The following is a 12,450-nucleotide window of genomic DNA, read 5'->3' on the forward strand; positions in this document are numbered from 1 at the left end:
AAATTGTGTTTTATGTATGAACCCTACCCTGTCCCAGAACTTGCACGAGACCATAAACGATTCCGTTACAGCAGTTTATGGACTTTTGCCAAGCAAGACTTACGTTTACTCGCCTTTTTACTGCTGATAGCAGGTTTAATGGGTATCGGGATTGGGTATTTCTGGATTTTTATTTTTATCGCTTTCGCGATGTTTTTTGCTTTGCAACTCCGTTCACTGTATTTGGTGAATGAATGGATTTCTAATCGCCCTTACGATGTCCCACCCAATTTGGGGGGGATTTGGGGTGCCTTGCTGTTTAATGTTTATCGCGCACAGCGTCACGAACGTATTGTCCAGGCAGAAATGGTCGGCTTAATTGATCGCGCTCAATCGTCCTTGGTTGCATTAGCCGAAGCTGTGGTTTTAATTGATGAATTACACCAGATTGAATGGTGGAATCCGGCAGCGGAAAAGTTGCTCGGCATTCAACCTTTAGATCGTGGTCGTAATATTTTAACCTTGCTGCGTCAGCCAAATTTTATTGAATATTTCAACCATATTGACGAGGCACCTGATGGCTTAAAAATGAAATCTTCCGCCTTTGAAGATCATTATGTCCAAGTCAAAATGACCCGTTTTGGGGGCGAAAGTCGTCTATTGGTGGCTTATGATGTCACCCGCATGCATAACCTAGAACAAATGCGTAAAGACTTTGTCGATAATATTTCGCATGAATTACGTACTCCCCTAACCGTACTCAGTGGTTATATTGAAACCTTTACCGACCAGGAAGATTTAAATCCGCGCTGGAAACGTGCTTTTGACCAGATGCAGGCACAAACCAAGCGCATGAATGCCTTGGTCAATGACTTGCTGTTACTCTCACGTTTAGAAAGTAGCAAGCAAATTGCCAAAAACCAGATTATTGAAATGCCAAGTCTGATGAACCAACTGTTTGATGATGCTCAAGCCTACAACGTTGACTACCATCACACGCTGAATCTGGATATCGACAGTCATTGCGACCTGATTGGTTCAGATACCGAACTTGCCAGTGCCTTCAGCAACCTGATTACCAATGCCATTAAATACACCCCTAAAGGCGGAACTGTTACCATGGGCTGGCATGATGACGGTGAACACGGCATCTTTACGGTTGAGGACACCGGGATCGGGATTGACCCGAAACATCTGCCGCGTTTAACCGAGCGTTTCTACCGTGTCGATAGTGCACGTAGCCGTCAAACTGGCGGAACCGGTTTAGGACTGGCGATTGTGAAACATGTACTGATGCAACACGGCGCATATTTAGAAATTGAATCGAAAGAAAATCAAGGTTCGACCTTTAAAGTAATCTTTCCTAAAGAACGCCTCTATCACATGAGCTAGAGGTACAGCATATCTAATTCAACTCAAGCCAAGTTCTGTTCTTTAAACTTTGCTCGCTGATAAGCCGGACGTTCCGCCAAACGTTTTACATAAGCCGCGATATAAGGATAAGACCCTGATGTTCGTGACTGCAGGGCTTCAAGTGGAAAACCCATCTGAATATCGGCAAAAGAAAATTCGCCTGCCACATATTCATGCTTAGCCAAATAGTCTTCCAAATAGTTAATATGATCTTTTAAACGCGGCTGAATGAATCCGGCTTTCACTCCTCCAGTAATTTTTTTTGCAACCGGTTTCACCAGCCAGGGTACATGTTTTGGTACATTGCTCATCACCAACTGCATCACCAATAAAGGCATGAGTGAACCTTCCGCATAATGCATCCAATAGCGATATTGCTGCTGATCTTTTTTATTCTGCTGTTTAAATTTCTGCTGCTGATCATAGGTTTCTTGCAGATATTGTAAAATCACCGCAGATTCGGCAATGGTTTGATCAGCATCGGTCAATACCGGCGCTTTGGCTAAAGGATGAACCAGTTTTAACTCAGGCGGCGCAGCAAAAGTGGGTAAGCGCTTATAAAACTTGACCTGATAATTGAGGGCCAGTTCTTCTAAGGCCCATAAAATTCGAAAAGAACGCGATTGATCTAAGTGGTGCAATGTAATCATTATTTTGCTCTCTATTTTTTCTGCTTTGACTATACGCATAGCCCTAAAAAAATGACATCCTGCTTTACACAAAATGTCATTTTTATCTGTATATCAACTTAGACAAGTACCGTATGAATCTCTAGGCTACGTAACAATGTTTTGGTCACTGGTGTCTTACTGCTAATGTCTAAAATTTTTTGCTTTAGCTCATCCGATAAGGGCTGTGCAAAAGACAAACGGCGTTCAATCCACTCTTTGCCTTCTTTATTGGCATTAAAATCGGCTTCAACAGAAAATTCGCCCAGCTCTATGCCTTTATGACTGGCATACATTCGCAGCGTAATCATAGTACAAGAAACCAAGCCTGAACAAATAAAATCATAGGGTGCAGGACCTTTATCTTGCCCCCCAAAAGATTCAGGTTTATCGGTCATCAATGAGTGTGTACCCGTCCTGATCTCGCCTGACCAAGGTTCAGCCAAGCGATGTACTTCAGCATTTGCAATAATGGCCATAAGAATCATGATTCCTAAATGTTATCTTTATTTAAAATTTTATCTTTATCTAGAGGCACGCATTTTATCTGGGAATGTAGGTGCTTCCAAGCGTGGTCCTGGATAATCAGGAATATTACCAAAGCGTTCATGTTGTTCAATCCAGTGGTCACGTGCCTTGCAAAGTTCTTCCTGAGTACGGCCGACAAAGTTCCACCACAAAAGTATTGGCGACTCAAAAGGTTCACCACCCAACAACAAAATACGACTACCCTTATGCAGCTGGATTTCAATTTCAGTAATCCCGGGCTCCAGAACGACCATATTGTCTTCAGTCAGTTCATGACCATTTACGACAGCAGCCCCATCTAAAGCCATGAAACCGTATTCAAATTTTGGATTGAGCTTAATTCGGGTGGTGGTCGATTCTTTTGCGGTTAAATCTACCCCGAGTAATTCTGTATGCACGGCTACCGGCGATCTGGTTTTTAAAAACTCACCCACCAATACAGTAAATTCAACCTGATCTTTTTCAACCACAGGGAGTTCTGGATAATGGTCAAAGCAGGGTGCCATATTTATTTTATCATCCGGCAACGCAATCCAAAGCTGTGCAGCATGCATATGGGTTTCCGTCTCCGGTGTAACTTCAGTATGTGAAATACCATAACCTGCAGTCATTAAATTGACCTGCTTTGGGCGAATCAACTGTTTTGTACCCAGACTGTCAGTATGCATCATGGTGCCTTCAATCATCCAGGTGAAGGTCTGCAAACCGATATGTGGATGAGGGCCAACATCCAGTCCATCACCTTGCGGAAACGTCACGGGACCGGCGTGATCCAAGAAACACCATGCCGCAATTAAGCGTTTATGGCGACTTGGCAAAGCGCGTTTAATCACGGTTCCCTGACCAATTTCCGCGCTACGTAAAGGAAATTCCTGAATAAATTGATTTACATATTTTTCACAATCATCTGAATCGGAAAGCTCTGTATAGTTGCTATTGGTCATATTTGTATCCTGAATCGTACGGCCTAACCGTTTTTTAATGGCCTGAATCTATTGTTATGATCATATAGACTGTTACGGATTCAGCCTATAGCTAAGTTAATACGCTGAATACTATGTATAGGACAATATGAGTTTTGAAATTTTCCTTCATAAAACAATCCCTTCACTTTTTATATACGTCACTATTTATCTCCTATTCATATGAATTTTATACATAAATAAAATTTTGTCACAATTGTCTGCTTTATTGATTGTTTAAGTTATATACAAAGTCTATTCCCCTCCCTATTATTCTTGCTCTATGAATCCCACACAGAAAGGGGTATCTTCATGTTGAGCGGAGATCAAAAAAATTCTTATAACAATAATAAAAATCCTCATCAGATTGGGATAAATGAGGCTAAAAATTCAAATTATGAAACTGCTTATATTCTACCTAAGCAACTGTGTACGATTGAAAATCGAAAAGTGATAGAACAGGAATTACAAGATCCAACCACACGCATTCCAGATCAATTTCAACAATATTACTTGGACTATCAAAATAAACACCAACGACAATTTTTAAAATGCGTCAATTTTATTGGTCAGATTACATTTTTAAGTTATTTCTTTGTAGACTGGTTGCTCATACCTGAAATTGGTATATTTTCAGGTATTTCACGGCTCATTCTTGTACTCTGTGCCATCTTAATCAACTGGCTTGCCTTCCGTTACTGCAAAAATATTAAAATTCTAGATAGCTTGCTTCCCCTATCCGTCGCAGCAGCAGCAGCACTGTGGCTAGGTCTTCTGGTTTTGTCACATAGTGCACTTGTGACCACCTATATATATGCTGCCGTAATTTTTATTTTATTGGGCAATTTATGTGTACAAGTCTCCTTTCGAAATTCAATCTTTACTTCTTTGCTGATTAGTGCGGTCATTTTTCATGGCGTATTTCAACTGATCAGCTTGGAGGAAACTGTTTTATTTTCGTTCATCTACGCCCCTATTTTATTACTCAGCATGTATATCAGCTGGAATAATACTTTAAATTCAAAACGCAATTTTTTGCGGGTTCTATTAAATGATTGGAACTACTATGCCCTAACTGAACTGGCGCATACAGATGAGTTAACACAACTCAATAATCGTCGACAGTTTTTGCAGGTTGCTGAACAAGCCATTCAGAAATGGCCAAAATATAATTTAGCCTGTTTATTGATGCTCGATATCGACTTTTTCAAAAACATTAATGACACTTATGGACATGATATAGGGGATGAAGTCCTTCGAATACTTGCTGAAATTGCTCGTAAGGAAATGCGACACACCGATGTATTAGCACGTTTTGGCGGAGAGGAATTTATTGCATTACTGCCAAATACTACACTGGAGGATGCTGTCGCGATTGCGAATCGCTTATGCCGCACCATTGAAAATCATCAAATCTGTATTAAAGATAAGTTCTTTTTCAATTTTAGTGTCTCGATTGGGGTATCCCAACTACAACCCAATCAAAATGATCTGAATTTACTGATTAAAAATGCCGATATTGCCCTGTACCAAGCCAAGAAAAATGGACGTAATCAAGTCGCTATTTATACGTGTGAATAATTAAAATAAATCACTAAAAAGTTTCTTCATCAAAACGGTCTTGGTCGATTTTATAGATATGAAAACTTCACTCAACTTGAACACCCAGTTTAAATTCGATCATGAGTGACGTGAGTTTATCGCCATCAATTAATACAATTCCAGATTTTTTAGCTGATTCATTCGCTTCTTTACTAAAATTTGATGTCGTTATAAATACACCTTTCTTCGCTACTTGATCCGCCAAAGTACCTTTGAATTGTTGAATATCCGGACGCCCAACAGTATTTTCCCAACGCTTGGCTTGAATATATATTTTATCCAAACCTAGACGATCTTCACTAATCACACCATCGATACCGCCATCGTTGGTTTTACCAATTGCTTGAGCTGCATCTTGATGTGATCCGCCATATCCCATTGCAACGAGTAAATCGACAACCAATCTTTCAAAAAAAGATGGAGAGTTCTCTTTTATAAATTTAAGTAAATCATTTTTTAAATTTAATGTTAAAAGATTGATTGTATTTTGAATCGTTTCTTCAGGTGTTTGCGTTTCTTGGTATTTTTTTTGATGTCCTTCGTCATTACTAACTAGGCTATTTTCTATCTCAACTTTATTTGATCTACTAAATTTAAAATCCTTGAAACTGTCAAACTGAGATAAAAAATCATTCGTAATCGAGTTCAAGCCATTTAAATCAATTGTCTTACCTAAATCACTGATCTCACAAAATGCTCTTTTAGGCTGTTGTACTAGACCTGCTTTTACCAAATATGTTTTTGCCCACGAGACTCGATCTTTAAATATATTTTTACCACTTGGGAGTGATTGACCTAACTCTTCATCTGATAGATTAGAACTCGCTGCTAATAAATCGACTATATCTGAAATTTTTATTGGCCTATTTTGTTCAGCTAAAATTTTCATCAATGGCAACATGAGTTGATCATAGGTCGGTAAAGGCATTCTTATACTCATTAAAGTATTATTTTTATTCGGTATAAAATAAGAAAGGACGCTAAAGCGTCCTTTCTTAATAGGTGTCTATTTATTTAAACACTGCCGCGAGCATCTTGCACAAAATTCAAAGCAACCCTTTGAATTTTGCTCATGGCGTAAAACTGGCAAGCAGCAGTGATATCCGAAATCCTTCACTGCCGCAGGCACAGCCTTTGGCCTAAAACTGGCAAGCAGCAGTGCTGCTTGCCAGTTTTACTCCCATTCAATCGTTGCTGGTGGCTTAGATGACACGTCATATACAACACGTGAAACATCTTTAATTTCGTTCATAATACGAGTCGAAATCTTATCAACCAGTTCATATGGAAGATGAGCGAAACGTGCTGTCATGAAGTCAACCGTTTCAACCGCACGAAGTGCAATCACCCATGCATAACGACGGCCATCACCCACTACCCCAACAGATTTAACCGGTTGGAATACAGCGAATGCTTGAGCCGTCTTGTCATACCAACCGCTGGCACGAAGTTCTTGCATGAAAATGTCATCCGCTAAACGAAGGATGTCAGCATATTCTTTTTTCACTTCACCCAAAATACGCACGCCCAAACCTGGACCCGGGAATGGATGGCGATAAAGCATCTCGTGTGGCAAACCTAAAGTGGTGCCTAAACGACGTACTTCATCTTTAAACAAGTCACGAATTGGCTCAACCAATTCAAAAGCTAAATCTTCCGGTAAACCGCCCACGTTGTGGTGTGATTTAATCACGTGTGCTTTACCGTTTTTAGTCGCAGCAGATTCGATCACGTCAGGGTAAATCGTACCTTGAGCAAGGAAGTTCACGCCATCTAAACCACGTGCTTCTTCAGCGAAGACTTCAATAAATTCACGACCAATGATTTTACGTTTTTTCTCAGGATCAACTTCACCTGCAAGTGCAGTTAAGAAACGTTCTTCAGCGTCAGCACGAATTACACGGATACCCATGTTTTTCGCAAACATGTCCATCACTTGCTCGCCTTCGTTTAAACGAAGCAAACCGTTGTCTACAAATACGCAAGTCAATTGGTCGCCAATCGCACGGTGTAAAAGTGCAGCTACTACAGATGAATCTACGCCACCTGAAAGACCCAGCAATACTTTTTGGTCGCCGATTTGAGCACGCAATTGTTCAACACGCAGGTCAATAATATTTTCAGAGTTCCAGAGATTACGACATCCGCAAATGCTATGGACAAAATTAGATAATAACTCTGCGCCTTTGGCAGTATGGGTTACTTCTGGGTGAAACTGGACACCGTAGAAACGACGTTTTTCATCGCTTACTGCTGCAAATGGACAGCTAGGTGTGCTGGCAGTCACAGAAAAACCTTCTGGAATTGCACTTACTTTATCGCCATGGCTCATCCAAACATTCAGTTTGTTTTCACCATCGTTTAAATCGCCTAGAAGTTGGTCACGGACTAAAACGTCAACTGCAGCATAACCAAATTCATGCACTGTACCTGGCTCTACTTTACCGCCAAGTTGTTCAGACATGGTTTGTAAGCCATAGCAAATACCCAATACAGGTATACCCAAGTTAAATACAACTTCAGGTGCGCGTGGACTACCTTCTTCATGAACACTTTCAGGACCACCAGACAAGATGATACCGTTTGGATTAAATGCGCGAATGTCTTCTTCAGACATGTCATAGGCATACATTTCAGAATATACACCAGCTTCACGTACACGACGTGCAATAAGCTGACTGTATTGAGAACCGAAGTCCAAGATCAGGATGCGGTCTTCAGTGATTTGAGTATTGGTAGTCATGACGAACAACTATGTAAGGCAAACGAAATAAGCGCTGCATTCTATCATTTTTCGTCGCATTAAGCACACTATTCGCACAAGGCCTGCATTCAATTGATTGCATTATATTTCGATCATAAAAAAGCACCCTTTTCGAGTGCTTTTCTATTTTGCATTTTTTATTTTAACTGCATTTATATTGATCTGTTGATGACGACAAGTTTTGATTTCACTACTGGTTGTACCACATCCATTTATCCGATTGATTGGTCATTTTTCCAATTTTAACCACATCAATATCCGTCGGCTGTCCCATATGAGTATCCACTTCACCAATCACCTTAACTTTATCGCCTGCTTTCAATCCCATCGGTTTCCATAAGTCAGCATCCACTTCTATACTAATTTCACCCGAGCTATCTTTCAGTTCAAAATGATCCTCATGTGTTTTTCTAACAATTATGCCAGAAAGCGTTACCGCAGTTTCATCAGGGAGTTGTTTTGCTTCTGCAACAGTCACCATGTTTTGAGCAGCTTCACTCATGATCACCTGATCACTTTTACCTGCCCATGCAGATGCTGTAGAAAGCATTGAACCCGTAACAAACAGTGCCAATAACATTTTGTTCATGATTGACTCCACTATTGCAGCTTCAACCATTATTGAAACAAAGTTCGGGTTATCTGTACGCAGGTTTTATGTATGGTACGCAGCATTTATGTAATTACAAAAATGAAATAACGGCACTGATATGATCCTGCTATTTGCTCAATTACACTGAGGGTTTCTCAAGCATATTATCCATACTGAATTTTCCTGCACCATGCAGCATCAGGAACAATAGTCCGCCAGTCATAGCCATGTTTTTCATAAAGTTAATTGCATCCTCAGCCCCACCATGGAACAGAAAAGCAGTGATTAAACTAAATCCAGCTAGACCCAATGCGGCCAAACGTGCCTGAAAACCAAATAACAAAGCCAAGCCACCACCAAACTCAACCAAAATGGTTAAAGGTAACATCATCCCGGGTACACCCATCGATTCCATATAACCCACCGTGGCATTATAAGCTGTGATTTTTCCCCATCCTGCCATAATAAAAATATAAGCCATAAGCACACGTGCGATCAGGCTAATAAAAGCATCGCTTTGTGAGCCTTGAACCAGATTTTTTACCACAACATTCGGATTGAACATGAGGCCACCTATTCGATATTTTTTTAATGATGAATTCATACTAGGCTGATTTTATTGCTGAATAAAGCAGCAATTTGTAGATACATCGTTGCAAATATAGAATGATAAAACCGGAATTTATTTACTTTTTTATACTGACTTTCCCCCCTTAGACTGCTAGGATTTCAGCACATTTTCGCTGTCTGTGACCCCATGGAACTGATTGATTTTATATTACATGTTGATACCCATCTGCTCGAATTTATCACTAATTATGGCGTCTGGATTTATGCCATTCTTTTCCTCATTATTTTTGTGGAAACCGGTTTGGTGGTTATGCCATTTCTACCGGGTGATAGCTTATTATTTGCTGCAGGTGCATTAGCGGCGTCAACTGGAGCAATGGATCCTGTTATTTTGATGATTCTGCTGTTTATTGCTGCCGTATTAGGTGACACGCTAAATTATCATATTGGTAAATATATCGGACCACGTGTTTTTGAAATGGAGTCACGTTTCATTAACAAACAGCATTTAACCTATACGCAAAAATTTTTCGAAAAACATGGCGGTAAAACCATTATTTTTGCACGTTTTGTGCCTTTTGCCCGTACCTTTGCTCCCTTTGTCGCAGGTGCCGGCAGCATGAATTACAAATTTTTTCTGACCTACAACCTGATTGGCGCGTTCTGCTGGGTGGGTTCATTTATTACTTTGGGCTATTTATTTGGTAATATGCCGATTGTCAAAGACAATTTCACTCATCTGATTTTTGGCATCATTATTATTAGTGTATTGCCCGGCATTATTGGTTTTATGCGTCAAAAGCTGAAAAAGGCACATTAATGGACCTGTGAAGACAGCGCTAAAACTTAAAAGAAACGAATCACCACAGGTAACATACACACCAGCAATAACATGGCCGATCCTTTATATAAAAGATCGGCTTTTATTTGCTTGGATTGGCCTGCCAAAATTGCACTTCCAAACGACATCCAGAACATCACTGTAGGCAATAGCACCAAACTGAATGATGCAAACACCAAGACAAAATTGGTTGGATTATTCCAGGTTTCAATCGGTAAAATGCCCGTGGCAAACAATAAGGCTTTAGGATTTTTAAAGGTGGAAAAGAACAGTTGTCGAGGCCGGATAGAAGGATGACGTTGATTATGCTTTTCTAAATCTGAAGCTTTCCATAGATGGAAAGCCATCCAAACCACATAAAGAGCACTAAAAAAATGCACAATGTGAATAAAGTTAGGCCAGACTGGACTACATAAATGAATCAGCAATGCCCATAAATTAATCGCATAAAAATATCCGAGCAACTCTGCTGGAATAAATAAACTGGTCTTGGCAATGCCTTGTTGATGTGCAGAGCTTGCAAGTAATGCGTTAGTGGGACCTGGGATCATCAGAACCGCAATCATTGCCAACACAAAAAGCCAACTCTCAATCATAAAGACCTGATATCACCACTAGAAGAGTGGCACACCTTATACGAAAGTCACAAAAAGTAACAAGTATTTCGATCAGAAAATCATAACCTTATACGTTTAAATTTCATTCTCAAAAAACCAAGTATTTGATATTAAAATTATTTTCTTGAAACATTTTGCTAAAATTTTATCACTCTGCTGTATCTTTAATCCACACAACAGAGTGATTATTCAAATCATTTTTGTACTTTATTACGAATAATAATCGGACAATTTTTGAATTGAGCCGCCTGAACCACAGCTTCCTGTTCGCCTAACAGACGTGATAATTCAGTTTTTTTGGTATTTGAAGACTGTCCCATATTGACTGAAACACTTGGGCCAATACCCCAGCCACCACGACTGCCCCAACCACCGCCAACACCGACACCAACGCCTACACCAGTGCGCTTCGGTGTTTGTACACCATTGTCGACATATTGCTGAATGCGGTTATATTCACTTTGTAATTGTTGACAGTTCAATGCCTGATACTGCGTTGGTGATACATAAGTCGGTTTGACCGTGGTCGCACATGCAGCTAATACAAGCGTACTACCTAGTAACAGGGTTAAATATATTGTTTTCATGGAAAACCTCAAATCTTGTTTTGCTCAATTTCATTGAACAATGATTGATAGGCTTGCGTCAATTTATGATCAGTAGCCAAATGAATTAAAGGCTGATTTTTAAGATGTGATTCTTTCATTAAAATGGACGGTGGTAACATACTTTCCAAAACAGGCAAACCTTCATCTTTGAGTTGTTGTACCACTTCACGTGGCAATTTTGCCTGAGCTTGAAACTGATTCACTACAATGCCTTCAATTTCCAGACGGTCATTATGATCATCTTGGGTTTCGATGACATTTTCAATCAGGGTTTTTAAAGCACGTTTCGAGAAAACATCACAATCAAAAGGAATCAGTACTCGCTCTGCGGCAATCAGTGCAGATAAAGTAAAGAAGTTGAACGCGGGTGGCGTATCAATATAAACCCGGTCATATTGCCCAGCCAACTGTTGCAAGGCATCACGCAATTTATAAATTTTATGTTTCGATTCTAAAGCATGTGCCAGTGCACCCAAGGTCGGACTGGCAGGAATCACATCCAAATTCTTAAAGGGTGATTGATGAACATAGCTTTCCAGGCCTTTGGAACGATTCTTTAAAATTGAACCAATCGCATTGCTTAAAAGTCCCTTACTCTGGGTGTTGCCCAGAACTTCTTCAAAATAATTTTCAACATTCGGCTCTAATGCAGGTTTATCAACCGAGTAAGTCGCATCATCTCCCAACAAATATTGACTGGAATTGGCTTGTGGATCGAGATCAATCAGCAAAGTTTTAAAACCTTGATATGCACTGATTGCCGCTAAATTTACGGCAATACTTGACTTGCCTACCCCACCTTTTTGATTAAAAACCACACGTGTCCGCATTGCAGCCCTCTATGCTTTATATTTATGTATTACTTACAGTTTAACCTACCCGCTTTGCTTCAAAAACAATTATGTCTAACAATTAACCGAAATTTGGCTTAATAATAACTAGACCAATAATTCCAATCAGTGCTATTACAGCAATGGCTAAGCCTGCGCGACGTTGTGCCAATAAAATACTGTCATCTTTTTTATACGCTTTGATTAAAGATGAAAACAAAACCAAGAATAAAACCACCTTGGCATAGAACCATGGTTGCACTTCAAAATTTTTAATTACTAAAGAGGTTACACCAGTCAATATAATTAAGGTCATCGACAAATGTTGAAGTGCCACCAAGAGTTTCCGTGCTACAGGATTAGGCTGATTCCCTTGAACCCCGACAAACAGAGTAAAAGCCCGAGCACTCACCACACCAATCAGCAATGCCACAATGCTCATATGTATAATTTTAACTGTCAACTGCATGTCCATT

Annotated in this window: 14 protein-coding genes; 3 read left to right on the top strand and 11 right to left on the bottom strand. The window is 39.9% G+C overall.

Annotated elements, in window-relative coordinates; all coding sequences use genetic code 11:
* Positions 1-12 precede the first annotated feature (12 nt).
* Positions 13-1,371, top strand: a complete 1,359-nt coding sequence (phoR, locus tag E0H89_RS13140; RefSeq protein ID WP_131217736.1) for a phosphate regulon sensor histidine kinase PhoR — start codon at positions 13-15, stop codon at positions 1,369-1,371.
* Positions 1,372-1,394: 23 nt separating this feature from the next.
* Here phoR and E0H89_RS13145 read toward each other — a convergent pair whose 3' ends face one another.
* The 3 genes from E0H89_RS13145 to E0H89_RS13155 form a co-directional block, all read right to left on the bottom strand.
* Positions 1,395-2,042, bottom strand: coding sequence for a glutathione S-transferase (locus tag E0H89_RS13145; protein WP_131217737.1), 648 nt, complete (start codon positions 2,040-2,042; stop codon positions 1,395-1,397).
* A 98-nt stretch (positions 2,043-2,140) separates the two neighbouring features.
* A complete protein-coding gene (locus E0H89_RS13150; protein ID WP_131217738.1) occupies positions 2,141-2,539 on the bottom strand; it encodes an OsmC family protein in 399 nt (132 codons plus the stop codon).
* A 45-nt stretch (positions 2,540-2,584) separates the two neighbouring features.
* Entirely contained in the window at positions 2,585-3,532 is a 948-nt protein-coding gene (locus E0H89_RS13155; protein ID WP_131217739.1) for a pirin family protein, read from the bottom strand.
* 330 nt (positions 3,533-3,862) lie between these two features.
* Here E0H89_RS13155 and E0H89_RS13160 point away from each other — a divergent pair, with 330 nt between their 5' ends.
* Entirely contained in the window at positions 3,863-5,131 is a 1,269-nt protein-coding gene (locus tag E0H89_RS13160; protein ID WP_131217740.1) for a GGDEF domain-containing protein, read from the top strand.
* A 67-nt stretch (positions 5,132-5,198) separates the two neighbouring features.
* Here E0H89_RS13160 and E0H89_RS13165 read toward each other — a convergent pair whose 3' ends face one another.
* The 4 genes from E0H89_RS13165 to E0H89_RS13180 all read right to left on the bottom strand — a co-directional run bounded on the left by E0H89_RS13165 (position 5,199) and on the right by E0H89_RS13180 (position 9,073).
* Positions 5,199-6,080: a restriction endonuclease gene (locus tag E0H89_RS13165; RefSeq protein WP_131217741.1), complete on the bottom strand. Its 882-nt coding sequence runs from the start codon at positions 6,078-6,080 to the stop codon at positions 5,199-5,201.
* Positions 6,081-6,326: 246 nt separating this feature from the next.
* Positions 6,327-7,895: a glutamine-hydrolyzing GMP synthase gene (gene guaA, locus E0H89_RS13170; RefSeq protein WP_131217742.1), complete on the bottom strand. Its 1,569-nt coding sequence runs from the start codon at positions 7,893-7,895 to the stop codon at positions 6,327-6,329.
* Between the two features lie 211 nt (positions 7,896-8,106).
* On the bottom strand, positions 8,107-8,505 hold the full coding sequence (locus tag E0H89_RS13175) for a NirD/YgiW/YdeI family stress tolerance protein (protein ID WP_131217743.1): 399 nt from the start codon (positions 8,503-8,505) through the stop codon (positions 8,107-8,109).
* A 142-nt stretch (positions 8,506-8,647) separates the two neighbouring features.
* A complete protein-coding gene (locus E0H89_RS13180; RefSeq protein WP_131217744.1) occupies positions 8,648-9,073 on the bottom strand; it encodes a DoxX family protein in 426 nt (141 codons plus the stop codon).
* Between the two features lie 192 nt (positions 9,074-9,265).
* On the opposite strand from E0H89_RS13180, the gene E0H89_RS13185 reads away from it, so the two are divergent.
* Entirely contained in the window at positions 9,266-9,898 is a 633-nt protein-coding gene (locus E0H89_RS13185) for a DedA family protein (RefSeq protein ID WP_131217745.1), read from the top strand.
* 26 nt (positions 9,899-9,924) lie between these two features.
* Here the strand turns inward: E0H89_RS13185 and E0H89_RS13190 are convergent, their stop codons facing one another.
* The 4 genes from E0H89_RS13190 to E0H89_RS13205 form a co-directional block, all read right to left on the bottom strand.
* Positions 9,925-10,515 (bottom strand): LysE family translocator, encoded by a 591-nt coding sequence (locus tag E0H89_RS13190; protein WP_131217746.1) that lies wholly within the window; start codon positions 10,513-10,515, stop codon positions 9,925-9,927.
* Positions 10,516-10,730: 215 nt separating this feature from the next.
* Entirely contained in the window at positions 10,731-11,123 is a 393-nt protein-coding gene (locus E0H89_RS13195; RefSeq protein ID WP_131217747.1) for a hypothetical protein, read from the bottom strand.
* Positions 11,124-11,131: 8 nt separating this feature from the next.
* Positions 11,132-11,974 (bottom strand): ParA family protein, encoded by an 843-nt coding sequence (locus tag E0H89_RS13200; protein ID WP_131217748.1) that lies wholly within the window; start codon positions 11,972-11,974, stop codon positions 11,132-11,134.
* Between the two features lie 82 nt (positions 11,975-12,056).
* Complete coding sequence (locus tag E0H89_RS13205; protein WP_131217749.1) at positions 12,057-12,449, bottom strand: SirB2 family protein; 393 nt, start codon at positions 12,447-12,449, stop codon at positions 12,057-12,059.
* Position 12,450: the final 1 nt, after the last annotated feature.

Source organism: Acinetobacter sp. ANC 3781, from assembly GCF_004331285.1.
Classification (GTDB): domain Bacteria; phylum Pseudomonadota; class Gammaproteobacteria; order Pseudomonadales; family Moraxellaceae; genus Acinetobacter.